The following is a 25424-nucleotide window of genomic DNA, read 5'->3' as shown; positions in this document are numbered from 1 at the left end:
AAGCAGAATGTCAACCCTGTGCTGATGCAAAAGCTTTTCTGACTTGCCCTCGGCAAAAAAGGAAAAACATCCCTTGCCCCTCTCCCAGAGCAGTGCTACATTCAGACCACAGGGGCCTGTAGCTCAGCCCGGGAGAGCGCACGGTTCGCATCCGTGAGGTCGGGGGTTCGAACCCCCTCGGGTCCACCAGTCATCCGGTGGCAACAGTGTGTCAGCCCATTCCGATCCGGTCTGAAAGGGGCCGGATCAAATTTTCGTGTCCGGCCAGCCTCTGGTCGTGTTTGTAGCCTTCCACAGGCACCACTTCCCAGTTGCGGTCAAATTTCTTTTGCAGGGCCGTCACCACCTGAGCGAAGGTCCAGCCATCTCTGGCGTTGGCGTCCAGATGGTAAATGCCTCCCTGTCGGGCCTGCAGCAGGTTCCACAGGCTTTCTGCAGTGTCCTCCATGAAAGAGCATGCAGGTTTCCAGAGGGTGCTGGCCTCGATTTTGCCGTCTCTTTCCTGCCACTGGTCGAGGTGGGCCAGCATGTTGTTTCCCTCTCCTGAGGGGTCAATCTGCCAGCCAATTCGGGCAATGATGGCGTTTCTGTTTGCTGCAAGAATGGCATCCTCACAGCGCACCTTGTACGTGCCGTAGCCATCTTTCTCGGTTCTGGGATCGGCCGGGTGATGGGGTCCGTCTGGATCATCATCAAAAACCATGACTGTGCTGGTGAAAACGAAGGGAATCTGCTGCTGGGCGGCAAAAGTTGCAAGCCGTCCGGCCCAGTGTTCACTGCCCATGGCAAGATGCACAATGGCTTCAGGTTGAAGCGCTTCCAAATATCCAGCAGAAGCTTCAATGTTCTCAGGGTCCACATTCTGGCGGTCCCAGGCGAGAATCTCTGCTCCCTGCTGTTCAAGAACCCTGGCCACAACTGGGGCGAGGGTGCCATTTAAACCTGTGATCAGTACACGCATGTTGTCTCCAAGAAAAGGATTTGCTGAAGTCTAGCACGGAAGCGGTCAGAGATCAGCAGTCAGCTTTCAGCAAAGAACAAGTTGAGCACAGCACCTTTGTTGCCAGAGACTTTTCTTTCTCAATGGCTCTGGTCTTCGCCCAGAACCCACAACAGTCCCTGAAACCTTCCTGTCACAGATGTTGCTGAAGCCCATTTTCACTGATGGCTGACCGCTGACCGCTTCACCCTCTGGCCTGCCAGACGTTCAGAATGTCCCTGGCCTCCCTGAATGCTGGACGGTACTGCAGGGCTTTCTGCAGGTCTGCCCTGGCCTGGGTGGGCTGTTTCAACTGGTACCGGGAACGTCCGCGCCAGTAGTAGGCTTCTTCATGGTCCGGGGCGTTCCTGAGCACATCGCTGGTCAGTTTGACCACATCTGAATACCGTCCTGCCCTGAAGTAGGCCTCGAAAGCATCAAACTGATACCAGAACATGCGCCAGGGCAGACCCAGCTGTCTGGCCTGATCAAAGGCTTTGACGGCAGCTTTTGGGCTGTTCAGACGGGTCAGGGTGCTGCCCAGGTTGAACCATGCGTAAGCATTTCTGGGATTTTCACGGGTTTCGGCCTGGGCAACCTGCAAGGCTTTTTTCAGCACCCAGCCTCCATGCATGCGAGGTCCCAGAAGGGCTTCCACTTCACTGGCTTTGTTTTCGGGGTACATCACCAGATAGGTGCGGTTGAAGACCTGCCAGTCCCGGTCAAAACGGGTGTAATTCTGGGTGACTTTTGTGCCCAGATAAGAGTCGTAAGCCTTGAAAACCCCCACAGCATCGTCATAACCGAGCACCAGACGGTAATGTCCCATTCCCCCTTCTTCAGGGAGCTCCATCCAGGTTTCAATCATCACTGGAAAACCTGCAGACAGCAGGGTTTTAAGGGTCCCTGTGTTTCCGGCCACACCCATGTGAACTTTGAAACCCTGCTTCTGAGCGAAGGCCTTCAGTTCATCGGGTGAGACGTTCTTGTCTGCTTTGTTGGGTTTGATCACCGGAGCGATCTGGTACTGGTTGAGGTCGCTGCCGTAATAACTGAGGGCCATCCCCACCGTGACCGGACCACAGTTGTTGAGCCGCTGGTACTCGTGGCGTACACCTGGTAAAAAAACCTGCTCTGGTGCTGCGAGTGCCGTGCCCATCATCAGAAATCCCACCCAGACCCATTTCATGGTCTCAGTCTAAGAGGGCGCTTGAAAAGAAAAAGTAGAAAGGGATGCACCTGAGGGACAACTTTGTGCTCCCAAATGCAAAAACCGCTGCACAGGGCAGCGGTTCCGGTTTCAGAGGGATCTTAAGAGATGCTCTCGCGCCAGCGCCACTCACTGGCTTTCTTCATCATGTGGGCGAGACCACCGGACAGTTTGAGCTTCTGGTTCCAGGGGAGTTTCATCCAGCCCACGGCCATCAGACCACCGAGGGAGACGAACTCACCGAGGGTGCTGGGCTCGTATTCGACGAGTTCACGGCCTCTGGCCAGACGCATCAGGTTGCGGCCTGTGGTGCGGCCCTGTTGACCGGCGTGCTGGGCGGTGGTGGGCACGGGCTTGCCTTCCTGGTTTTTGCCCAGGGCCATGTCGCCGACCACGAAGACTTCGGGGTACTCGGGGATGCGCAGGGTGGCGTCCACCACGATGCGGTTGGCGGGACCACGCTGGAGTTTTTCACCCTTCACGATGTCCTGGGCCTGAATTCCACCGGTCCAGATGGTCTTGCCGGAAGGAATCACCTGGGGCTCCTGGCCTTCGGCCTGGATGGTCACGGTGTCTTCGGTGGCCTTCATCACGCGGTGACCGGTGAGGACCTTGATGTCGTAATCCAGCAGGGTCTTCATGGCCTTGTTGCGCAGGTCGTCTTCGAGCACAGGCAGGATCTTGGGACCGGCTTCCACCAGGTAGATGGTGAGTTTTTCGGTGCCAAGCTGCTTGGAGAGGTAATCGGTGCGCTGGGCCACTTCGGTGGCAAGCTCGACCCCGGTCAGACCTGCACCACCGATGACGATGTTGCGGCTTCCGGTGTAGGTGGGAAGGTGGGCCTTGTTGATCCAGGCGTAGATCTCTTCGGCATCTTCCAGGCGCTTCAGTTCGCTGGCGTATTCAGCGAGGCCGGGAATGCGGTAGAAGTTGGTCACGCTTCCAAGACCAATCACCAGGGTGTCGTAGCTGAGGGTCTGGCCTTTGTCGGTTTGCACTTCTTTCTTGTCGAGGTCCACAGAGAGAACCTTGGCAAGCTCCAGTTCCACGCCAGTACCGCGCAAGAGGGGCGCGATGGGCAGGGTCACCTGGGTATTGTGGGCCGCTGCTTCGTGCAGTCGGGTTTCAAAGGTGTGGAAGGGGTTCTGCTCGATGAGCGTTGCGTCTAAGCCCTCGGTGGGCTTGAGTTTGGTGGCAGTTGCGAGGCCCGCATAACCTGCACCTAGGATCAATGTCTTCATTCTCGCTCCTGTGAAACTGTTCACAAGGGGAACCACGGCATATGGCCCCTCGGGGATGTACAGCCAGGGACGTGTGTCCCCGCTTCAGTGTCGAGTTTACACCATCCCGAGGGGCCTTGAAAACACTTTTGATACAGTCTTGTTTAGCTGTATCTCACTATCTTTCTGCGATTGCCACGTACTTGGCGGGTAACACTTCGCCCAGCGTGGAGTCACGTTCCACGAGGTGCGGGGTGAAACGGGCCTTTCTGGGGGGACCTTCGTACCCCGAGAGCCTTTCAAGGAGCATCTCGGCAGCCCGGCGTCCCATCACTTCGATGGGCTGGTGCACGGTGGTCAGTTTCATGTCCTGGGACCAGGGCTGATCATCGAAGCCAATCACCTTGATGTCACGCCCGACCACCAGACCTCTGCGCCCGGCCTCCTCCATCAGAGACCCTGCCAGCACATCTGCCGCAGCAAAAACCGTGCAGGGGAAAACCGCTTCATCCAGCAGTTGCTGGGCCGCCTGAACCCCACCCTGGTGGTGCAGTCCGCAGGGGTAGTCCCGCACAAAACGCACATTGCTGGAAGCAATGCCATCATCAAAGCCACGCTTGCGGTCCACAAAGACCTGAGACACAAAAACGCCCTCAGGGTCGTCTTCGAGGGTCATGGAGTAGGCCGGGAGCCCCAGACGGCCAGCGTATTCACCGACCAGATATCCACCGTAATAGTTGTCCAGGAAAACCGAATCATAATGGTCGGATTCGTTGTCCACCAGCACCACTGGATGTTCGGTGGGCAGGGCACCATCCGGGAAGAGTTTCCCGAGGTCGTAGGTGCACATGATGATTCCATCGGCCTGGTAGGCGATGCGGTTGCTGTTGAGGTAACGCTCGATGCGTGCCCGACCCAGCAGAGGAAAGATCGCCATGTCAAAACGGTTTTCATCCAGGCACTCTTCAATGGCATTGACCAGACGCACATAAAATTCCACGCTGACCATCGGCAGCATCACACTGACCGTGTATGAGCGTCCTCCGGCAATACGTCTTGCATGGGGATTGGGGGCATATCCTAAATCTTCAATGGCCGCCAGAACTTTATCCCGGGTGCTTTTGCGGACGGATGGGTGGTTGTTCAGCACACGACTGACCGTACCCACGCCAACGCGGGCGCGCCGTGCGACATCCTGAATGGTGTGTTTGCTCATCAAGCACCAGCCTCTTCTGACACTGTAACAACTTTGAAACATCTTATGGAACGTTCCAACAGTGTGCTGATTCACATGATATCGTTTCCAAGACACAAATCCATGACTTTGTTGGCACAACTTTTGACATTCGAAACAGCATCCACCGTTTTCTGCGGCCTGCATGGAATCTTTTCCAAACCAGATTTGTCAGGCTTTACAGAAAAATTTTACAGAAATGATCTAAAATCGGCATTTCAATCAGACTTCTGTGCCAGGACCCTGAAAGCGTCAATCACAAAACCAGGTTCTGACTCTACAATTCCTTCTCTGCGTCTGCAAAACCTGCCACAAAAGCCCGCAGGAAAAACTCCCGTGAGCGGATCAGGTCGGTGACCCCGGCCTCTCCAGAGCGGTACATCTTGCCCATCTGGTACAGGGCCTCAAGGTGTCCATGGTCTGCCGCACGCTCAAACCAGTACAGGGCTCTGGAAGGATGACGGCTCACCGACACCCCACTGAGGTACGCCATGCCCATCTGAAATTCGGCCTCTGCATGCTCCTTCAGGGCTGCCTGCTTGATGAGCCTGAACCCCTGGTCTTCATCTTTCGGGACGCCACGCCCCATCCAGTGCAGTTTTCCCAGCCATGTGAGGGCCTCAAGGTGTCCCTGATCTGCAGCCTTGCTGAACCACGCCACGGACTGTTTGATGCTCCTGAACGTGCCGCAACCGTAATAACACAGCCAGCCCATCTGGAATTGCGCCTGGGGATGCCCCCCATGTGCAGCCTCCCCCATCCAGTGGAATTCCTCGTAGAAATCCTGAGCGACCCCTTTGCCATAATGGTGCAGCAAACCCAGACGGTAAGCCGACCCCAGATGGCCTTTGCGGGCACCCATCTCATAGCGTCTTGCGGCCTCCTTGAACTCCTGCTGCTCCTCTGCTTTGAGGGCCAGCCTGAAACCCTCATCCTCCTTGCTCTGCACTTCAGAAGAAGGTCGGGAGGCAGGTTTCAGTTTGCTCTGCACCCCGAAAATGCTGAGCAGTTCAGGGGCGGTGGCCGGACGCTTTGGAATGGACAGGTCCATGCACCTGCGCACCACCTGCCTGAGTTCTTCCGGGGTGTCCTGCGGCAACTGGCGCACCAATTCCTCACTGTCCTGATCCTCACCCCCCATCCGCACCACCGATGAAGGGGGAACCCTCCCGGTCAGCAAGTAAAAGACCACCCCTCCCAGCGCATAAAAATCTGTGTGGCTTCCCAGGGTCAGGCCCTTGCTGTACTGCTCTGGTGCAGAATACCCGTGGGTCACGATTCTGGAGCTCTGGGAACCGTGCAGCACTGCAGAACCAAAATCAATCAGCACCGGACGGCCATCCGAGAGCAGGATGTTCTCGGGTTTCAAATCCAGGTGCAAAAACCCCTGGCTGTGCACATAATCCAGAGCGTGCAGCAAATCCAGCAGAATGCTTTTGATCAGGCCCGGGGTCAGGATGCCCGAATGGTACACCGAAGTGAGGTCCTTCCCTTCCACAAACTCCAGAAACAGGTACGCTGTGCCATTCAGACGCTCGGCGGTGTAACACATGTTGATCGACTCATGCTTGAATCGGGCCAGCACACGGGCTTCCTGAAGAACCTCATCCAGGTCATAGCCCTGAGGAAGCTCAACAGATCCATCCCTTTTTCGGGTGGAACCCGAAGGAAAAAACTCCTTGAGCACCCCCTTGCGCCCGGTGTTCAGGTCGGTCGCCAGATGGGTGATCCCAAACCCCCCACTGCCCAGAATGCGGTGCAGGTCATACTTTTCAATTCGAGGCAGAGGGCTTTCAAGCTGCGCTCCACAGCTGATGCAATTCACCGCATGGGGATCATTGGGGGTACCGCATACAGGGCAGATGTTCATGACAGTCTTTATTACAGTAACGGATTGGGATGAGGGGGAAAAGGTGACAGCAGAAGGCCGAGAGCCCAGAGCCGAGGGCCGAGCGCAGAAGGAACAGAGCCATCAATGTAGGGGCGTAGCGTGCTACGCCCTGAGCCACATCACCAGTCTTCATCTTCACTGGCAGGCTCAGCCTCAGGGACTTTCAGATCAGGGTAGGCTTCCTGCAAAGCTTCCAGATACCGCTCTTTCAGGGCTGCTGTGACTTTTTTGCGTTCCTCACGGGTCATTTTGCCCAGCACCTGCATGCGACTGAGCTGCTGACTCAGAATCATCTCGTGGGTTTCCCAGAGTTGCTTGAGCCTGCGGGTCATGGACGCACTGAGGGCTTCTTGCTCGGTCTGGCTGATCGGAACAATCACCGGATCAAAATCCTCCAGAAATTCCCTGATCTGCCTTTCACGTTTTCTGGCCCGGGTCTGGCGCGCTTTTTCAGCACGTTCACTGGCCTCAATGGCTTTGTCCAGCAGTTCGGCGTAGGCTCCCGTGGACTCGGCATCCTGCACACGGGATTCCCGGTACAGTTTCACCCGACCATATTTTTTATTCAGTCGGTTCTCACGGGTGTCATCGTGTTGAGGGAGCAGTTTCTGAATCATGGAGGCGGTCCAGCCCCGTTGTTTCAGGTCAAAAGTGGCAAGCAGGGTTTCATCATCGTGATCATCAGGCATAAAAGATCTCCAGCACAAAAGTCTCAGACCAGTGTGCTGGAGTTTTCGGGGGAAATCTGTTTGGGAAGGTACAGGCTTTACTCGAACTGCCGAATCACGTCCGTCAGACGGTCCCTCTGTGCAGAGAACTCTGCCACACGGCGGCGCTCTTCCTCAATCACTTCCTGAGGGGCGTTGGCCACAAAACCAGCATTGTTCAGTTTGCCCTGGGCCTGCTTGATCTGCTTTTCGGTTTCCTGCAGGCGTTTCTTCTGGCGAACAATCCACTCACCGATTTCCACGGTGCCTTCCAGCGGAGCATTCACGGTCACGCCGGGCGCAATCTGGCTGAGGACTTTCCCTGAGATCTCCTCCACCAGTTCGACGCGGGCGATGGCTTCCACCACGTAGGCATTGTCCTTGATGGTGCCCAGACCTTCTCCGGTGATGCTGACTTTCAGTTTGTCCTGGGGAGCCAGACCCAGTTCGTTTTTCAGGCTGCGGGCACTGGACACGGCACTGCGCAGGTAGTCGAAGGCCTGGGTGGCCTCTGCATCGAAACGGGCTGGATCATGCTTGGGCCAGGAGTGCACGGCAATCTGGCGTTTGTGGTCCAGGGCCTCGTAAATCTCGGAAGTGATGAAAGGCATGAAGGGGTGAAGCAGCTTCAGGATGCCTTCCAGCACGAATTTGATGGTTTCCTGGGTCTGGCGGTTGCCGTTTCTCAGAGAGGGTTTGGAGGCCTCGATGTACCAGTCACAGAATTCATCCCAGGTGAAGCTGTAGGCCGCCCGGATGGCTGCAGCAATGTCCATCTCATCAAGGGCCTGGGTCACTTCCCTGACCGTCTCGTTGTAACGGGAGAGAATCCAGCGGTCCGCCAGGGTGAGGCCCGTGTCGGTGTTCTGGATCTCAGGATTGTCCAGGTTCATCATCACGAAACGTGAAGCGTTCCAGAGTTTGTTGGCGAACACCTTGCCCTGCTCGAAACGGCGGTCATCGTGTTTGATGTCCTGTCCACCCGTGGCAAGGTAGGAGAAGGCAAAGCGGCAGGCATCCACCCCGTACTTGCTGAAGAGTTCCAGGGGATCAATGCCGTTCCCTTTGGACTTGGACATCTTCTGGCCCTTGGAGTCCAGGTACAGACCGTGCAGCAGCACCTTGCTGAAAGGGGCTTTTCCAGTGAACTTGTACCCGGCCATCTGCATGCGGGCCACCCAGAAGAACAGGATGTCGTAACCCGTCACCAGGACCTGGGTGGGGTAGAACTTCTGGAAGTCCTCATCGGCAGTGTCGGGCCAGCCCAGGGTGGAGAAGGGCCAGAGGTTGCTGCTGAACCAGGTGTCGAACACGTCTGGATCGCGCCTGAGATTCAGATGGGCATACTGGGGGTCCTGATCACAGTCCAGATCTGGATTTTCCAGAGAAGGCACGTAGGTGTTGCCCTGCTCGTCGTACCAGACGGGAATCTGGTGGCCCCACCACAGCTGTCTGGAGATGCACCAGTCGCGGATGTTTTCCAGCCAGTCTTTGTTGACCTTGGTGTAACGCTCCGGGTAAAGGGTGATCTCGCCTTGATCAATCCCTTGCAGCACAGATTGGGCCATGCTTTCCATTCGCACAAACCACTGTTTGCTGATCATGGGCTCCACAGCCACACCCGTGCGCTCGGCAATGCCCAGGGCGGTTTCGTGGTCTTTCTCCTCGATCAGGTCACCATTCTCGGTGAGGTCTCTGACCACGGCCTTGCGGGCAGCGAAACGCTCCATGCCCCGGTAAGCCTCAGGCACGAGGTCACTGGTGAGGTTGCCATTCCAGTCGATGACACTGGGACGGGCGAGGCCATGGCGCTCCCCGATCTCGAAGTCGGTGGGGTCATGGGCCGGGGTGATTTTCAGGGCACCCACCCCGAACTCCCGCTCCACAGCCTCATCTGCAATGATGGGGATGTAACGGTCCGTGAGGGGAATGCGGGCCTTCTTGCCGATCAGGTGCTGAAAGCGCTCGTCTTCAGGGTGAACGGCAACGGCCTGATCCGCAAAGATGGTCTCAGGTCGCACGGTGGCGATGCGGATTTCTCCAGCCTCGCCGTTGCTTTCTTTCAGGGTGCTGTCTTCCAGTTTGTAGGACAGCGTGTACATCTTCCCTTTCTTGACCTCGCGTTTCACTTCCAGATCAGAGAGGGTGGTCTGCCCCACCGGGTCCCAGTTGACAATGCGCTCACCCCGGTAAGCCAGCCCTTCGTGGAAGAGCTGAATGAACTGCTGGCGCACGGCTCTGGACAGCCCTTCATCCATGGTGAAACGCTCGCGGGTCCAGTCACAGGACACCCCGAGGGTTTTCAGCTGGTTGACGATCTGGCCACCAGATTGACGCTTCCATTCCCAGACTTTCTCCAGGAATTTCTCGCGGCCCAGATCAAACCGGTTGATCCCTTCCGCGGCCAGTTGCTTGGTGACCACCCACTGGGTGGAAATCCCCGCGTGGTCTGTTCCGGGCAGGAACAGGGCTTCAAACCCCGCCATGCGCTTGTAGCGGATCAGGGTGTCAATCAGGGTGTTGTCCAGTGCGTGACCCAGGTGCAGGTTCCCGGTGACGTTTGGCGGAGGAATGACGATGGTGAAGGGGGGTTTGCCACTGGTGGCATCGGCCCGGAAGGGCTCGTCGCCCCATTTGCTGACCCATCTCGGCTCAATGGCCCTGGGATCGTAAGACTTGGACAGTTCTTTCATGCTATTTCCTCCGCCTCTGAGCGCAACTTGCTCAGGCTGTAGTGGTAATCTCCTGCAGTCCAGGTGGCTTCTTCAAAGGGAATCCCTGTGACTTTGACTTTGGGATCTGCCAGAACCCGTGTTTGCTCGATCCAGATGTCCGTTCCTTCAAGTCGCAAAACGCCCGTGACCACCTCTTTCCAATCCTGTGGTTCAGGCTGCTCCACCACCTTCAGGACCCGGTACAGTTCCACCTGTTTTCCTTCCAGGCTGCGGATGGGATTGCTGGCGTCAGCAAAGGTGGTGGTGAATTCCTCTGCAAAAGTGATCTGGTAGACACCCACATGGAGCCCATACTCTGCATTGATGGGCGCGAGGGCCTCCCAGGCAGGTTCTTCCATCTCTTTTTCCTGGAGGTGATTTCTCAGATGCTCAATCAACTTCCGGCGCTCCCCTTTCGAAAGCCACAAAGGTGCTTCCAGTGGAAGGGACAGAAAAGGCGTCTCATTCATGGACCAGGATTTGATCAGGCGGAACGCGGCCTCCAGAGCAGCATCTCTCGAAGGATAATTGTCCATCATTCGATTGACTTTGAAGTGGTGATACCAGCCAGCAGACACTTCACGCCCTCTGGCTCCGTCAAGGTCAAGATCCTGCAGCACTTCCGTGTCTTCATCAAGCCCCAGAGCTTGCAACAGGCCCTTTGATTTTGGACGGGGTTGATGGGTTGAAGACACCCACGAGAGCACCATCTCAAAATGCGTTTTCTCTTGCCAGGCAGCAGGCAACTCCATGTTGACCTCCAAAATATGAAATGCGTTCAAACCACAAAAAACGCCTCATCCGATAAGCGGACGAGACGTGTTGATCGCACATTCCCGCGGTACCACCGCAATTCCCCGTGAACACAGGGCACTTGAACAGCTGTTTCGGGCTGACCCGTGCAGGTCTACTGGTGCTGCTGGGCGCAGGCACGTTCTGCTGCAGGCTCCGGGGCGACCTTCCCCGAGTGGCCTCCCAACCCCTTCTCAGCTTCCGGGGTCTCTCTGTTGAGCGCCACCTCTCGGGTACTCCTCCCCATCAAGGCGTTTTAGAGTATAGCAAAAAGCCCTGTGCTGTACATCAGGTGGGTGGCTTAGAGCCGTCAGCTTTCAGCATTCAGCACAACAACTCAACTTCGCTTTCACTTCAGCCCAGAAAGCCGAGGTCAAACCCGCTGACACAGTGCAAACCCTGCGGCGTCCTGCTGCGAAAGCATCAAGACATCTTTTGCTGAACGCTGATGGCTGACGGCTAAAAAATCACCTGCCTGCTTTTTGAGAGCAGCCAGCCATGTTTGTCCTTGTTGGTACAGTTCAGGCCTGAGGTCAGTGAGATGCAGGTGTATCCTCCCTTTTTCCAGGTCTTGCCGTATTGCAGCACAGAATAACTGGGGTCCATGGCACTGTCAGCATGGCAGATGCGGTATGCCCTGCCCCTTACGGTCATGGCAAATGCGTTTCCCCAGTCCAGCTCACAGTCCCTGGGTCTAGGGGGTTTTGGTGTTGTGGTGGAAAGCAGGTCACATCGCAGCTCATTGTTGTAGTACAGGCAGTAGATGTTTCCAGAGGGGGTCTTGAACCCTTCGAGGGTCTGGGCAGAAGCCCACCCTGTCAACGCAAAAAGCAGCAGAATCCATTTTTTCATGGGCACCTCCCGAATCTCTTTCAGAGCATACCTCTGGGCATGCCACTGTTCTGTGCCTCAAGTGGAGCAGGGCAAGCACAGAGATCACTTCCGGTCAGGGAGAAAAGCAGCCTCTGGTCTCAGGAAAAACCCGTACCAGTGATCCAGGAAAAATGTGGAGCATATCATTCTACATCATCTTTGTAATGATTTCCCCAAGACCGCTACAGCATCATTTAAGCTGCCAGCGTTATTCTTCAAACATGGATGCAATTTATCTCATTGTGGGTGCTGCTGTTGCCGGACCTCTGCTGGTGGTGCTTGTCACCTCGGTCATGAACATGCTCAAAGAACGGGCCATGTTCAAGCAGGATCTGGATTGATTTCTTTCAGGGGCCAGTGGATCTTCTGCCCGTAGCGCAAAAGATCCACTGGCCTGAATTCTGGGTTCACAGTCTGTCCGATACTGCCCGCAACACACCTGCAATCAAGGGGTCCAGACGGCCCAGTTCTTCTGGAACGGCAACCATCTGGCATGCACTGACTTCATCGTTTTCCAGAAAAACATCCAGGTGCTCTTTCTCTGCAAAAAACAATGCACCATAAACTTCTCCAGTCTGGTGCAATACCCTGGTGCCCTGCAGGTCCCAGTGCATGATGCCCAGGAAAAGCAGGTCGGCGGTCTGGTTGGTCTCTTCCAGGAGTTCCCGGGCCGCAGCTTCGCGAGCCGTTTCTCCAGCCTCAATCAAACCACCAGGGAACTGGAGTTTTTTCTTGTATCGGTCAAACACCAGCATGATTTTGCCTTTGTGCTTCAAAACCACCAGCGCATGGGTCAAAGGCACATATGAGAAGAGCTGGTCTTCTGGAATCCACTAAAAGTCTTTCAATTGCTGCCCAAGTTCATTCTTTGCAAGCATGGTCTACAGTGTATAGAAGTCAAGCAATTTCTGGTCGATCTCGTCCACATCGCCAATGTCTTCCAGTCGATCCCAGAAGTGGATTTTTGATGCCTCTTCGTTGGGTGTAAAGGGTTTCAACTGCTGGATGTCTGCCAGAAAAAGCGCTCCATGTTCGATGCGACCATCGGGCTGCAGTTGAAATTTCATGATGCCAGCAAAATGCAATTCAGCCTGCTGGGAGGTTTCCTCCAGCAGTTCACGCCCTGCAGCCTGTCTGGGAGTCTCTCCAGGATCAATATAACCCCCTGGAACCTCCCATTTCTGCTTCCAGATGTTGAACATCAACAGGAAACCCTCTGCAGATTTTCCCACCACCAGGGCGTGGGTCAAAGGCTGAAAAACTGAAACTTCACTTTCGGGAACACGATAAAACTCTACAAATACATCGCCACGTCGGTTGATGCAGATGAAATCCATACCAGAGGTTATCCCATGTTCCTTGCAGGATGAAACGTCAAAAGACCTACCCTTCAGAAGGCCTGATGCCTGCAGAACTGCAGTAAAGTGATACCGTGCTGACTTTAGCCCTTGATACTGCGACCCCGGATCTGAGCCTCGCCCTTGTCACTCCGCAGGGCACTTTTTCCTACTGTGAGCGCCTGGAGCGTCTGCATGCACAGCGCATTGCTCTGGAAACAGAGCAGCTGTTTTCTCATGCAGGTTTGCCTTTCAGGGCATCCCGTCTGGTGGTGGGGGTGGGTCCCGGTTCGTATACCGGAGTGCGGGTCGCTGCCAGTTATGCGCTGGGGCTCGCCAGAGCCTGGAACGCCGAAGTCCTGGGGGTCAGTACCCTGATGGCCATGGCCGCCGCCCATGAGGGTCGGGTGGGGGTCACCCTGGATGCCCGCAGAGGGAACGTCTATGCAGGTCTGTATGAAGTGAAAGAGGGCCAGGTGGTCTCCACCCTGATTCCAGATGGCAAACATCCTCTTGTGGATTTCCAGGCCCAGGTGGAGGCCGCTGGAGGGACACTGCTTCCGAATGCCCGTGTTACCGGGAAAATGCTGGCCCTTCTGGCAGACCAGCATGGCGTGCGAGACTGGAAATTGCATTACCTCTAGAGGTTGCCCAAAGCAAAAGGAGGCCTGACACCTCCTGGTGAGCAAAGGCCACAACGCTCAAATCCAGAGGTTGGGTCTCTGAACCTGGGTTGAGCGGGCAGGGCGGTGCTGGGCAGAGACAAATTCGAACTGCTGGTGAGGGTGCTTTTTCAGCAGCAGCAAGATGTATTCAAGTTGTTGCTGGGTGGGCACATCCAGTGCAAAGTGCCCCTGGTGGCCCTCCTGAGCCAGCAAGATGGTCTCGGTCAGGGATGGGCACAGGGTGTGGGTGTGGATGGGACCGCCCTGTAGCCGAATGGTGGGATTGAAGGTGCTGAAGTCGGTGAGGATGACATCACTTCGCTCCCGGAGAACCCTTGGCTCCAGCACTTTGCTCCTTGCGGCATTCAGCACGATGGCGTTGTACCGGAGGTGTTCGCTGCGGATCTGCACACCAGGCAGGTCTCCAAGCAGCACCAGCAGGTCCGCTTCCCTCAGCCGGGCAGGTTCAGGGTGGGGGGTCACATGGAGCCCATGGATGCCGTGGATGTTTTCCAGAACCGGCGACAGCATGGCAAGCCGCACTTCATCTGAACCGATGAGGGTGACTGTGGGGTTCTTCGGCAGGTGTTTGAGCAGGCGTTCGATTTCCAGCACCACAGTGGCTGTCCGGTAAGCCCCACCTCCAGTGATGCTGATGTCCCGGTTCCTTCTGAGTGCATGTCCCACTTCTGGACGTTCGGAAGTCAGGGCTCCGAGGCCGATGACAGTGGCCCCCAGGTCCCGGGCACAATGAATGGCTTCCTGAACCCGTTCGCGGATCAACTGCACAGGCAGGGTTCTGAGCTGGTGGGGGGTGAGGGGGAGGGAAATCACATGGCCTTGCAGGTCATGCTGGGCACTGGTGAGTTGTCCAATCACTGCAGGTCCAGCAGAAGTTTTGCGGAGGGCGTATTCATAGACGGCTTCTGGAAAGCGTTTCAGTGAAGGAAAGTGTGCAAATCGGCCAAGGTCCTGGGCGACATCTCTGGGGTATGCGAGAAATGCAAAACTGTTCATGGAGAGAATCCTCCTGCGACATGCGGCTCCGGTCAGGTGAGACAGGAGACATCGGGCAGGTTTGTGGTGGGGGTTCAAAAAGGTGCCCTGTTGTGGCTTGCTTTACAGCGTAATACGTTTGACGGGCAGATGATGTGATGAGAGTGGTGCTTGAAGCAAGACCTTTCGTATTATAATTCTTTCTTCTCATCCAGCCATTGGGGTCTTCCTGAGGGTGTCAGGTGATTTCTTGCCGACCACAAAAAAACCACCTGCGACATGCAGATGGTTTTCAAAAGATCAGACAGTTTGCCGCAGCGTTACATGGCTCCCTTGCCACAGAGGCCATTGAGGGCAGCAATGCTGACCATGGCCTTCCACAGAACTGGAAACAATGAGGCAGCAATCATGCCGATGTTGAAAGGACCCCAGCCATTTTCAATCATGCGGCGGTTGGTGGCCAGCCCAATGCTGAGGGGCCCGAGCACCAGAGGAACCAGCAGGTAACTGACGGTCCGGAACCGACATGGCTCAGGATTGACCACCTGAAACAACCACAACAAACCCAGTCCAACGCCTGCACACAGGGCAAACCCGAGCACAAAACGGGCCACGGGAGGCATCAGCGCTCCTCAAGGGCAAGTTCGACCAGGCGGGTGACCAGTTCGCTGTACCCAACGCCACTGGCCTCCCAGAGCTTGGGGTACATGCTGGTGCGGGTGAATCCGGGCATGGTGTTCAGTTCGTTGAGGTACAGTTCTCCACTTTCAGGCAGGTAGAAGAAATCAACGCGGGCCAGACCTGCACAATCCAGTGCCTTGAAGGCTTTGAGGGCGCATTCCTGGATCTGGCGCTGCACCTCTTCGGGAATGCGGGCAGGGATGTGCATCTGGGCGAGGCCATCGGTGTACTTGGTCTGGTAGTCGTAGAAGTCGCTGTCAAAAGAGAGCTCTCCCACCACACTGGCCTGGGGGTCATCGTTGCCCAGGATGCCCACCTCCACCTCGCGGGGCTTTTCGCGGGTCATGGCCTCCAGAATCACCCGGCGGTCATAATGGAACGCCAGATCCAGCGCCTGCTGCAGCTCGTCTGCGTGCTTGGCCTTGCTGATGCCCACACTGGAGCCCATGTTGGCAGGTTTGACAAAAACCGGGAAACCCAGGCTTTCCGCTTTCTGGATCACCTGCTCAGGGTCTTTCTTCCATTCACTGCGGGACAGGGCCACCCAGGGCACCTGGGGGATGCCTGCTGCGGCCAGGGCCTGCTTGGTCATGATCTTGTCCATGCACACGGCACTCCCAAGCACCCCACTGCCCACGTAGGGGATGCCTGCGAGGGTCAGGAAACCCTGAACCGTGCCATCTTCTCCCATGGGACCGTGCAGCACAGGGAACACCACATTGTATTCTCCAGCCACACTGGCTGCAGAGAGCAGCATCTCTCCTCCACTTTCGGCCTGACCTGCGGTGAGGGCCTGCTGGCTTTCTGGAAGAGACAGCCACTTGCCATGCTTGGTGATCACCACGGGGGTGACTTCAAAACGGTCTTCTGGGAGGTTGGATAAAATGCTCTTGGCGCTGTTCAAACTCACTTCATGCTCGCCAGACTGGCCTCCGGCGAGCAGCAATATCCGGATCTTCATGCCCCACAGTATAGGGGGTTCTGCTGTGCAGTCCATGGCAAGTTGTCCTGCCTGTCCAGAGCAGAAAGCCTGAGGATTTCCCTGAGGTCCCAGTTTTCATTTGTAACGAATTTCGCAAGGCAAGTGGTTCATATAGATCACCCGGGTCTGGGCTGCATTTGGAGGCCAGATGTGAAATTACCGTTGTTCAGACACAAAACCCCAAATCCTTGATCCGGGTCTATTTTTCAACCTGTGAAACCATCCTCCATTGCGCTAGACAAATATAGGTGTTAAACTTTGTCCAAATTTGCCTAGCTCTCAAAGGAAAGGTTGGTACGTACATGCTCAAACGTGCATTCTTGCTCAGTGCCGTTATGCTTGCTTCAGTGGCAGGCGCCCAAGTCAAAAACCCTGGAACCCTCATCGATGTGGCTTTCGGGGACTGGAGAACTTTCGACCCTGCCGACTGCTACGAACAGTCCTGCGGTGAAGTGATCCAGAACGTTCTGGAAACCCTCTACTTCCCCGAAGGGAACAACGCCAGCAAATTCGTGCCCCTCCTTGCCGAGGGCATGCCCGAAGTGAGCAACGGCGGCAAGACCTACACGGTCAAGATCCGCAAGAACGCCAAGTTCTCCAACGGCAAAGACCTGACCGCTGAAGATGTGGCCTACAGCATCCAGCGCACCCTGCTGGCCTCTGTGGACTCCGGTCCTGCCCAGCTGCTGATTGAGCCCCTGCTTGGCACCACCGACTTCATCCGCAAGGGTGGCAAAGTGGGCTACGATCAGGTGGCTGCTGCTGTTCAGGCCAAAGGCACCGACACCGTGGTGTTCAACCTGGCCCGTCCTTTCGCAGCCTTTATTGCTGTGCTCGCCACCCCCTACGCTTCCATCTACAGCAAAGCGGACGCTGTGGCTGCTGGCGACTGGAGCGGCACCGAAAAAGACTGGGAAAAATTCAACAACCCCGCCGCAGGCACCACCGCCTTCGCACGCAAACTGCCCCTCGGCACCGGTCCCTTCGTGCTGGAACGCTACGACGTCAACCAGAACGTGGTCCTCAAGCGCAACGACAACTACTGGCGCGCCCCTGCCAAACTGCAGCGCGTGATCATCCAGAACGTTGAAGATGAAAACACCCGCATCCGCATGCTGGAAGCCGGTGACGCTGACATCGCCAGCATCAACCGTCCTGCCATCCCCCGTGTGGAGAAACTCCCCGGCGTGAAAGTCACCGAATCCAACCAGCTGACCCTGGTCGCCCTGTTCATGAACCAGAAGATCAATGCTGCAGGCACCAACTACCTCGGCAGCGGCAAACTGGACGGCAAGGGCATTCCTGCCAACTTCTTCAGTGACGTCAACGTGCGCAAAGGCATGGCTGCTTCTTTCGATTACAATGCCCTGATCAAAGACGTGCTGCTCGGCGCTGCCACCCAGCAGAGCACCGTGGTGGTCAAAGGCCTGCTGGGCTACAGCAACACCCTGCCCAAGTACAAGTTCGACAAGAACCAGGCCACCCGCTACTTCAAAGCCGCCTGGAAAGGTGAGCTCTGGAAGAACGGCTTCGTGCTGCCCGTGTTCTACAACTCTGGCAACAACATCCGCAAGAGCGCTCTGGAAATCATCAAGAAGAACGTCGAGAGCCTCAACCCCAAATTCAAGGTGGATGTGCGCGAGATTCCCTTCAGCCAGCTGATCGCCCAGGGGGGCAACAGCCAGATGACCATGTGGGCACTGGGCTGGGGTGCAGACTACGCTGACCCCCACAACTTCGCCTTCCCCTTCCTGCACTCTGACGGCAACTACCCCACCCAGACGGGCTACAAGAATGCCAAGATTGATGCCCTGATCGGTGAAGCCGTTGCCACTGCAGACACCAAGAAGCGCAACGAACTGTACCGCCAGATCCAGACCCTGGGTTTCAACGACACCCCGTTCATTCCCCTTTACCAGCCCACCTTCCCCTTCGTGAACCGTGACTGGGTCAAAGGCCGCGTGAACAACCCCGTTTACGCTGACGACTACTACTACCCCATGTCCAAATAAGTTTGACTTCCATGCAGTAGCGGCCTCCAGGGTCGCTGCTGCATTTCTTTGTGTCTGAAGCTCCTGGTTTTCGAGACCACAGACCATCAAGGACACAGCAACACCTGAGCGTTCTGGGTGCTTTGACAGGAATCCCAGCTTTGGATCGGCTGCAGTCGGTTTTGAGCCATCCTGTAGCATGGCAGAGGCGCAATATGGTAGAACAAAGCACGATCTGTGAGGCCTGTCTAGCCTTGCTCTTGCATCCTGTTCTTTGCAGGCAGACCCACAGCAAAGCGTTCAAGCACCAGAGGTGACCCGTGTTCACATTCATTCTTCGGCGCGTCCTACAGCTGCCGCTGATCCTGTTCGGAATCTCCTTGCTGATCTTCGGACTCACCCAGCTGCTGAGCCCGGACATCCGCGCTGCTTCCTTTGCCGTCAGCGAGAAGCAAGCTTCACAGGAATTCATCCAGTCGATCATCCAGCAGTACCGACTGGACGATGACCTCTTCACCCAATACGGCATCTGGCTGAAAAGCATCCTGCTGGAAGGAAACCTGGGTTTCTCCCGCAGCGACAGGCGTCCAGTGCTGGAATCCCTGGCGAGTTACGTTCCAGCCACCATGGAACTTGCTTTCATCGCCATCCTGTTCATTGCCATCTTTGGAATTGGGATGGGCATCCTGACCGCCGTCAAACGCAACAGCTGGATTGACCACACCGTGCGGGTGCTGTCCATCATTGCCTACGGCTTTCCCAGCTTCGTGGTCGGGATCTTCATCCTGACCCTGTTCTACGGCATCCTGGACTGGCTCAAACCCGGAAGGTATGACACCATCCTCAGCCTCACTGCGGGCCTCACCAAGACCGATGGCTTCATGCTCTTCCCCCTGATGTTCCAGGGCAAATGGGAAGTGGTGTGGGACCTGATCAAACACCTGATCATGCCTGTTCTGACCCTCACCTTTGTGATTTCCCCGCAGCTCATTCAGGTGGTGCGTGGCAATGTGATCGACACCCTGCGTCAGGATTACGTGCGCACTGCGCGTGCCAAGGGTTTGCAGGACCGTGTGGTGGTCATCAAGCACGCCCTGAGAAACGCCCTGATCCCGGTGATCACCGTGCTGGGCAGCATCATGATCGGTCTTCTGAGCGGCTCCATCATCACCGAAACGGTGTTTGACTTCCAGGGTGTAGGGCTTTGGGCTTCCAAGGCCGCCCAGCAGCTTGATGTGCCCTCTGTGGTGGGCTTTGCCCTGTTCGCTGCCACTGCAGTGACTGTGATCAACCTGCTCGTGGACCTGCTTTACGGCATCATTGACCCAAGGATTCGCTACGAATGAACATCTGGAAGAAACTCCGCAAAAACCCTCTGGGCATCATCGGTCTGATCCTGATCGTGGCGTTCGCCATTGTGGCGATTCTGGCCCCGGTGATTGCCCCCATCCCTGACGACATGCGCAACCTGGCACGCACATTCACCATCCCCAACTCGATGCTGCGTGAAGGTTTCTCCTCACAACCCACCCCCCCTTCGGATGCCCACATGTTCGGGCTCGCTGCAGGGGGATACGACATCTTCTGGGGCCTGATCTGGGGCACCCGTGCTGCCTTCATGGTGGGCATTGTGGTGACCCTGCTCACCGCCCTGGTGGGCATGACGGTGGGCACCCTGGCTGGATACTTTGGCGGATGGATCGACAACATCTTCATGCGCTTCACCGACATCATCTTCGCCTTCCCCAACATCGTGCTCCTGATGATTCTGGTGATCGTGCTGCGAGGCGGCCTCCCTGTGATCATGCTGGCCCTTATCCTGGTCGGCTGGGCACAGTACGCCCGTGTGGTCCGTGGGGACGTCCTGAAAGTCAAACGGCTGGAATTTGTGGATGCTGCCCGCTCGCTGGGCAACACCGACAGCCGGGTGATCATCAAGCACGCCCTCCCCAACAGCCTGAACTCCCTGCTGGCCCTGGTCAGCCTGGACATTGGGGCCACAGTGGTGTCCTTTGCTGCCCTGTCCTTCATCGGTGTGGGCGTTCCAGAAGGCTTCCCGGACTGGGGCTACCTGATCAACATCTCCAGACCCTACTTCGGGCAAATCGAGTACTGGTACACCTACATCTATCCGGCCAGCTTCATCCTGCTGTTCGTGCTGGGCTGGACCCTGCTGGGTGAAGCCATCCGTGAGGCCATTGACCCACGCAGCCGTTGAATCCGCAGGGTGAGCCAGCAGCCCACCCCTACAATTTCCCTCTCCTCACCAGGGAGAGGTTTTTTGTTTACCCGGCGAGCTTACAATCTTCAGGTTGTGCCTCTGTCAGGGCCAGCTCACCTCACTCCCCTCTTGCTTTTCCATGATGAAAATGTGTCACTATAAAGCATGTCTTTCGGACCCCTAGAAATCATCCTGGTCATTGTCGTCCTGCTGCTGCTCTTCGGAGGGAAAAAGATTCCCGAGCTGATGCGGGGCCTCGGGCAGGGCATGAAGGAATTCAAGAAAACCCAGACCGATGATCCTTCTGAAGAGAAGAAAAAAGAAGTCTGACCCTCTGAACTCACCGCGAGCTGCACTCGGTCCTCTCCCTGTCGGGAGAGGTTTTTGTTGTGCAGTTGCGAAAGCCAAAAAAATCCTCTCCCTGACAGGGAGAGGATGGCGAGGTGAGGGTCTTACTTCACGAACAGCATTTCGCGGTAGCTGGGGAGGGGCCAGTGCTTGGTGCTCACCAGTTTCTCCAGCTTGTCGGCAGCCTTGCGCACACCCAGCATGGCAGGCAACACGTGGTCACGCATGTGGTGGGACTTCTCATGCACGGCTTCGCCACCTTCAGCTGCGTTCTGCTCGCGCAGGACGTTCAGGGCTTCGTAAAGCTCGTCGGTCACCTGGCTGAGTTCAGCAGCGAGACCCTGGGCAGCCTTGCTGTTCTGGACTGCAGAGACCTCACCGAGGTAGCAGAGGGCAGCGGGCAGGATCTGGGTCTGGGCAATCCATTCGGTGGTTTCGCCTTCGATGTTGACGGTCTTGAAGTAGATGTCATACATGATTTCCTGGCGGGCTTCCACTTCACGGTCAGACAGGACGTTGAACTTGCTGAAGAGTTCGATGTTCTTCTTGTCGGTCAGGTGGGGAATGGCGTCAATGGCGGTGGGGAGGTTGAGGAGGCCACGTTTGGCGGCTTCTTCGTGCCACTCCTGGCTGTAACCGTTGCCGTTGAAGATGATGCGCTTGTGGGCGCCGTACACGTCTTTCACCACGGCCAGCAGGGCTTCGTCGACGGACAGACCTTCTGCGATCTTGCCTTCGAGCACATCGGCAAGGTCACTGACGGACTCGGCGACGATGGTGTTCAGCACGGTGATGGGCATGGAGATGCTCTGGCTGGAACCGGCGGCACGGAACTCGAACTTGTTGCCCGTGAAGGCGAAAGGAGAGGTGCGGTTGCGGTCACCAGCGTGGCGGGGCAGGCTGGGGAGCACGGGGGTGCCGAGGCCCAGGAACCCAGCGCTCTTGCCTGATCCACCTTCGCCGCTGAGAATGCGGTCGAGGATGTCGGAGAGTTCATCGCCAAGGAAGATGGAGATGATGGCGGGTGGGGCTTCGTTGGCACCCAGACGGTGGTCGTTGCTGGCGCTGGAGACACTGATGCGCAGCAGGTCCTGGTGCAGGTCCACGGCACGGATCACGGCAGCGCAGAAGAACAGGAACTGCAGGTTCTCGTGGGGGGTGTCACCGGGCTCGAGCAGGTTCAGGCCGGTGTCGGTGCCCATGGACCAGTTGCAGTGCTTGCCGCTTCCGTTCACGCCTGCGAAGGGCTTCTCGTGCAACAGGCAGACCAGTCCGTACTTGCGGGCGGTGTTCTTCAACACCTGCTGGGTCAGCTGCTGGTGGTCGGCAGCGATGTTGCTGTGCTCGAAGATGGGGGCAATTTCAAACTGGCCGGGGGCCACTTCGTTGTGACGGGTCTTGACCGGGATGCCCAGGGCGTACAGCTGGGTTTCCACATCGGTCATGTAGGACAGCACACGGTTGGGGATGCTGCCAAAGTAGTGGTCTTCCAGTTCCTGACCACGGGGAGGCTTGGCCCCGAAGAGGGTGCGGCCACTCATCACCAGGTCGGCGCGACGGTAGAAGAACTCCTCGTCGATCAGGAAGTACTCCTGCTCTGCACCCAGGGTGCTGCTGACTTTGGTGACGTCCTTGAGGCCCAGGGTGGGCAGCACTTTCAGCACAGCCTTGTTGAGGGCTTCAATGGAGCGCAGCAGGGGGGTTTTCAGGTCGAGGGCTTCGCCAGTCCAGGACACGAAAGCGGTGGGGATGCACAGGGTGGCACCGTTGGCGTGACGGAGGATGAACGCAGGAGAGGTGGGGTCCCAGGCAGTGTAGCCACGGGCCTCGAAGGTGGCACGCAGACCGCCGGAGGGGAAACTGGAAGCGTCAGGCTCGGCCTGGATCAGCTCTTTGCCGGTGAACTGGGCAATGGCAGTGCCATCGCTGGTGGGGGTCACGAAGCTGTCGTGCTTCTCAGCAGTGCTGCCGGTGAGGGGGTGGAACCAGTGGGTGTAGTGGCTGGCACCTTTTTCCAGGGCCCAGGTTTTCATGGCGAGGGCAACGGTGTCTGCAATGGCGGGATCGAGGGCCACACCACGCTCGATGGTGGCCTGCAGGCTTTTCCAGACGGGCTTGCTGAGGCGCTGGCGCAGTTCTTCAGTGGTGAGAACATCACTGGCAAACTCGCTGACCACAGCGTTGGGGTTGGCCTGAGTGAGTTCTTCGATACGCCAGTTGCGTGCAGCCGAGACAACATCAAAGTCGTGGTTCATACTTCCTCCGTCAAGGTGGTCTTCAAGAAGGCCCATGGTCAGATGGTCAAGAAGGTGCATCCCCTGTGGTTATGCAGCTCTTATTACAGTTGGAAGCATACCATGTCCCCCCCATGATCTGGCAAGGCTTGATTAGATACGTTCGTCAAGAAGTAACAGGATGTGCAGCAATTGCTGCGCACTTTGACAGAAATCAGGGGTAAAAGTCCCCGAGAAGTCCCTGTCTCTGCAATTCATGATCCACTTTTTGTACACCTTGTATTCCCAATTTTGGGATTTTCATGCTCGGTGTTCTCAAAAAATGTGCACATCCGTCAAAAAAATCGCATAATTTTGCTGCCTTTATGCAGCAGAGGTGTCTCGCGTACACTTTTAGGTGAACATGGGGAAAGATCCCCCTTCTGGTCGCAGGGTGAGGCATGCCTCGCCCCTACAAGCTGGCTCACCGTCAGACCAAGGAAAATCGGGTGGGCGTTTGAGTGCAATGAGGAGCAGGGGGATCTGGCCTCTGCCCTCCCAGACACCAACTCCCCACCAAAAGAAAAGCCTTCCCACCAGGGGAAGGCTCTCTGTCCGGTTGATTTGGGTTTTACTTCGCGTACTCCACGGCCCTGGACTCACGGACCACGGTGACCTGCACCTGTCCGGGGTACTCCATGTCCTGCTCGATGCGACCTGCGATCTCTCGGGCCAGCAGGGTGGCCTTGGAATCGGTGATTTTCTCCGGCTGGACAATCACACGGACTTCACGGCCTGCCTGGATGGCGTAAGCATTGCTGACACCAGGGAAAGACAGGGCAATGCTTTCGAGCTGTTCCAGACGCTTGATGTACACTTCGAGGCTTTCGCGGCGGGCACCAGGGCGGGCAGCAGAAATGGCATCTGCGGCTGCGACCAGCACACCATATAAGGTCTCGGCGTTCTCGGGGTCGTGGTGGTGGGCGATGGCGTCGATGACCTCGAAGGGCTCACCAAAGCGCTTGGCAAGGCTGATCCCGATGTCCACGTGGGTGCCTTCGATTTCGCGGTCAATGGATTTGCCCACATCGTGCAGCAAACCTGCGCGGCGAGCCAGGGCAGGATCGAGGCCGAGTTCTGCAGCCAGAATTCCGGTGACGTGGGCCACCTGGATGCTGTGTTTCAGCACGTTCTGGCCGTAACTGGTCCGGAAGTACATGCGGCCCAGCAGTTGCATCAGGCCGGGTTTGATGCCGACCACACCTGCTTCCAGAGCACCCTCTTCACCCTGGTTGTGGATGAAGGTTTTCATGTCTTCCTGGGCCTTGTGCACCACTTCCTCGATGCGGGTGGGATGGATGCGTCCGTCGGCAACAAGTTGCTCCAGGGCGCTCTTGGCCACTTCGCGGCGGATGGGGTTGAAGCTGCTGAGGATCACGGCTTCCGGGGTGTCGTCGATGATCAGGTCCACACCGGTGAGGGCTTCAAAGGCCCGGATGTTGCGGCCTTCCCGCCCGATGATGCGGCCTTTCATGGCTTCACTGGGAATGGGGACCACCGAAACGGCCATGGCAGCACTGGTCTCGGAGGCACTGCGTTGAATGGCCTGCGCGATGATGTGCTGCGCCTTGCGGGTGGCCTCAATGTTGGCCTTCTCGGTGGACTGGCGAATGCGAACCGCCTTGTCCTCCTCAAGCTCCTCGTCGAGTTTGTGCAGGATGATGTCTCTGGCCTGCTCTGGAGAAAGCTGGGCGATCTCGAAGAGCTTCAGGTTCACATCGTGCAGCTTGGTGTCTGCCTCCTGATGCTTGACCTGCAAATCCCGGTATTCGGCTTCGAGTTTCTCTTCCAGGTGGTCAAGTTTCATGCCACGGGCATCGAGTTGTTCTGCGCGACGGTTCAGACGCTCGATTTCGCGTTTGAGTTCGTCCCGTTCACGCCTCTGTTCATCCCGTTCCAGCTTGAGGGTGTCACGCTCCCTCTGGATGTCCCTTTCCAGTTCCTGGCGGCGCTCGGCCACCCGTTCCTTGGCAAGGGTCTCCGCGTCTCTCAGGGTCCGTTCAGCTTCACTTTTCAGTCGTTCAGCTTCCGCACGGATGCGTTCAGCTTCGGTTTGTGCACGTTCACGCAGGACAGCAGCTTCTTGCTCTGCCTGTTCTTTCAGTGCAGCGTCCAGACCAGATCGCTTGCTGAAGCCAATCTGGTAGGCCCGGTTGTAGGCCAGAAAACCGAAAATTATCGCACCGAGCAGGAAGCCTAGAAGGATCGACGTAATGCTATCCATAGCTTCTCCTTTCGGTGTAAGACCCTTGTTGTCAAAGTTCTGTCTTGAAACAAAACTTGTTTAATACTTTAACATTAAAAATCACC

Annotated in this window: 21 protein-coding genes, 1 tRNA gene and 1 other annotated feature; of the genes, 6 read left to right on the top strand and 16 right to left on the bottom strand. The window is 56.7% G+C overall.

Going from position 1 to position 25424, the window contains the following annotated elements; translation table 11 throughout:
• Nucleotides 1–112 precede the first annotated feature (112 nt).
• Nucleotides 113–189 (top strand) — tRNA-Ala (locus DC3_RS15665).
• Nucleotides 190–211: 22 nt separating this feature from the next.
• Here DC3_RS15665 and DC3_RS15660 read toward each other — a convergent pair.
• The 11 genes from DC3_RS15660 to DC3_RS15610 form a co-directional block, all read right to left on the bottom strand.
• The gene (locus DC3_RS15660) at nucleotides 212–961 is read right to left on the bottom strand and encodes a sugar nucleotide-binding protein (protein WP_146885913.1); all 750 of its coding nucleotides are present in this window, start codon (nucleotides 959–961) and stop codon (nucleotides 212–214) included.
• Nucleotides 962–1184: 223 nt separating this feature from the next.
• Nucleotides 1185–2168, bottom strand: a complete 984-nt coding sequence (locus DC3_RS15655) for a tetratricopeptide repeat protein (protein ID WP_246130698.1) — start codon at nucleotides 2166–2168, stop codon at nucleotides 1185–1187.
• Nucleotides 2169–2290: 122 nt separating this feature from the next.
• Nucleotides 2291–3430: an NAD(P)/FAD-dependent oxidoreductase gene (locus DC3_RS15650; protein WP_146885911.1), complete on the bottom strand. Its 1140-nt coding sequence runs from the start codon at nucleotides 3428–3430 to the stop codon at nucleotides 2291–2293.
• 157 nt (nucleotides 3431–3587) lie between these two features.
• Nucleotides 3588–4625 carry a LacI family DNA-binding transcriptional regulator gene (locus DC3_RS15645; RefSeq protein WP_146885909.1) on the bottom strand — a complete coding sequence of 346 codons (1038 nt, stop codon included), beginning with the start codon at nucleotides 4623–4625 and terminating at the stop codon, nucleotides 3588–3590.
• 295 nt (nucleotides 4626–4920) lie between these two features.
• Nucleotides 4921–6513 carry a protein kinase domain-containing protein gene (locus DC3_RS15640; RefSeq protein ID WP_146885907.1) on the bottom strand — a complete coding sequence of 531 codons (1593 nt, stop codon included), beginning with the start codon at nucleotides 6511–6513 and terminating at the stop codon, nucleotides 4921–4923.
• 140 nt (nucleotides 6514–6653) lie between these two features.
• The gene (locus DC3_RS15635; RefSeq protein ID WP_146885905.1) at nucleotides 6654–7223 is read right to left on the bottom strand and encodes a hypothetical protein; all 570 of its coding nucleotides are present in this window, start codon (nucleotides 7221–7223) and stop codon (nucleotides 6654–6656) included.
• 77 nt (nucleotides 7224–7300) lie between these two features.
• Nucleotides 7301–9934: a valine--tRNA ligase gene (locus tag DC3_RS15630; RefSeq protein ID WP_146885903.1), complete on the bottom strand. Its 2634-nt coding sequence runs from the start codon at nucleotides 9932–9934 to the stop codon at nucleotides 7301–7303.
• Nucleotides 9931–10707 (bottom strand): hypothetical protein, encoded by a 777-nt coding sequence (locus DC3_RS15625; protein WP_146885901.1) that lies wholly within the window; start codon nucleotides 10705–10707, stop codon nucleotides 9931–9933. Before DC3_RS15625 ends, DC3_RS15630 begins: the two co-directional genes overlap by 4 nt.
• A gap of 53 nt (nucleotides 10708–10760) precedes the next feature.
• Nucleotides 10761–11006: a binding site (T-box leader), on the bottom strand.
• A gap of 200 nt (nucleotides 11007–11206) precedes the next feature.
• Nucleotides 11207–11599, bottom strand: a complete 393-nt coding sequence (locus DC3_RS15620) for a DUF6636 domain-containing protein (RefSeq protein WP_146885899.1) — start codon at nucleotides 11597–11599, stop codon at nucleotides 11207–11209.
• A 428-nt stretch (nucleotides 11600–12027) separates the two neighbouring features.
• Nucleotides 12028–12423 (bottom strand): NUDIX domain-containing protein, encoded by a 396-nt coding sequence (locus DC3_RS15615; protein WP_222594777.1) that lies wholly within the window; start codon nucleotides 12421–12423, stop codon nucleotides 12028–12030.
• A 78-nt stretch (nucleotides 12424–12501) separates the two neighbouring features.
• Nucleotides 12502–12957: an NUDIX domain-containing protein gene (locus DC3_RS15610; protein ID WP_146885895.1), complete on the bottom strand. Its 456-nt coding sequence runs from the start codon at nucleotides 12955–12957 to the stop codon at nucleotides 12502–12504.
• A 95-nt stretch (nucleotides 12958–13052) separates the two neighbouring features.
• Between DC3_RS15610 and tsaB the strand changes: the two genes are divergently transcribed.
• Complete coding sequence (gene tsaB, locus DC3_RS15605) at nucleotides 13053–13601, top strand: tRNA (adenosine(37)-N6)-threonylcarbamoyltransferase complex dimerization subunit type 1 TsaB (protein WP_146885893.1); 549 nt, start codon at nucleotides 13053–13055, stop codon at nucleotides 13599–13601.
• A gap of 57 nt (nucleotides 13602–13658) precedes the next feature.
• On the opposite strand, the gene DC3_RS15600 is transcribed toward tsaB, so the two are convergent.
• The 3 genes from DC3_RS15600 to DC3_RS15590 form a co-directional block, all read right to left on the bottom strand.
• Nucleotides 13659–14639, bottom strand: a complete 981-nt coding sequence (locus DC3_RS15600) for a hypothetical protein (protein WP_146885891.1) — start codon at nucleotides 14637–14639, stop codon at nucleotides 13659–13661.
• Between the two features lie 299 nt (nucleotides 14640–14938).
• Complete coding sequence (locus DC3_RS15595; protein ID WP_146885889.1) at nucleotides 14939–15241, bottom strand: hypothetical protein; 303 nt, start codon at nucleotides 15239–15241, stop codon at nucleotides 14939–14941.
• On the bottom strand, nucleotides 15241–16260 hold the full coding sequence (locus tag DC3_RS15590) for a D-alanine--D-alanine ligase family protein (protein ID WP_146885887.1): 1020 nt from the start codon (nucleotides 16258–16260) through the stop codon (nucleotides 15241–15243). The genes DC3_RS15595 and DC3_RS15590 overlap by 1 nt, the downstream gene beginning before the upstream one ends.
• A gap of 368 nt (nucleotides 16261–16628) precedes the next feature.
• Between DC3_RS15590 and DC3_RS15585 the strand changes: the two genes are divergently transcribed.
• From DC3_RS15585 to tatA, 4 genes are all read left to right on the top strand, one after another.
• Nucleotides 16629–18293: an ABC transporter substrate-binding protein gene (locus tag DC3_RS15585; protein WP_246130696.1), complete on the top strand. Its 1665-nt coding sequence runs from the start codon at nucleotides 16629–16631 to the stop codon at nucleotides 18291–18293.
• 299 nt (nucleotides 18294–18592) lie between these two features.
• Complete coding sequence (locus DC3_RS15580; protein WP_146885883.1) at nucleotides 18593–19618, top strand: ABC transporter permease; 1026 nt, start codon at nucleotides 18593–18595, stop codon at nucleotides 19616–19618.
• Complete coding sequence (locus DC3_RS15575; RefSeq protein WP_146885881.1) at nucleotides 19615–20490, top strand: ABC transporter permease; 876 nt, start codon at nucleotides 19615–19617, stop codon at nucleotides 20488–20490. Before DC3_RS15580 ends, DC3_RS15575 begins: the two co-directional genes overlap by 4 nt.
• 168 nt (nucleotides 20491–20658) lie before the next feature.
• Entirely contained in the window at nucleotides 20659–20823 is a 165-nt protein-coding gene (gene tatA, locus DC3_RS15570; RefSeq protein WP_146885879.1) for a twin-arginine translocase TatA/TatE family subunit, read from the top strand.
• A 122-nt stretch (nucleotides 20824–20945) separates the two neighbouring features.
• Here the strand turns inward: tatA and DC3_RS15565 are convergent, their stop codons facing one another.
• Nucleotides 20946–23096 carry a glutamine synthetase III family protein gene (locus tag DC3_RS15565; RefSeq protein ID WP_146885877.1) on the bottom strand — a complete coding sequence of 717 codons (2151 nt, stop codon included), beginning with the start codon at nucleotides 23094–23096 and terminating at the stop codon, nucleotides 20946–20948.
• A gap of 589 nt (nucleotides 23097–23685) precedes the next feature.
• Nucleotides 23686–25338: a ribonuclease Y gene (gene rny / locus DC3_RS15560; RefSeq protein ID WP_146885875.1), complete on the bottom strand. Its 1653-nt coding sequence runs from the start codon at nucleotides 25336–25338 to the stop codon at nucleotides 23686–23688.
• Between the last annotated feature and the right edge of the window lie 86 nt (nucleotides 25339–25424).

Origin of the sequence: Deinococcus cellulosilyticus NBRC 106333 = KACC 11606 (assembly GCF_007990775.1) — a bacterium.
Taxonomy (GTDB): Bacteria; Deinococcota; Deinococci; order Deinococcales; family Deinococcaceae; genus Deinococcus_C; species Deinococcus_C cellulosilyticus.
This window is presented reverse-complemented; position numbering and strand designations above follow the sequence as displayed.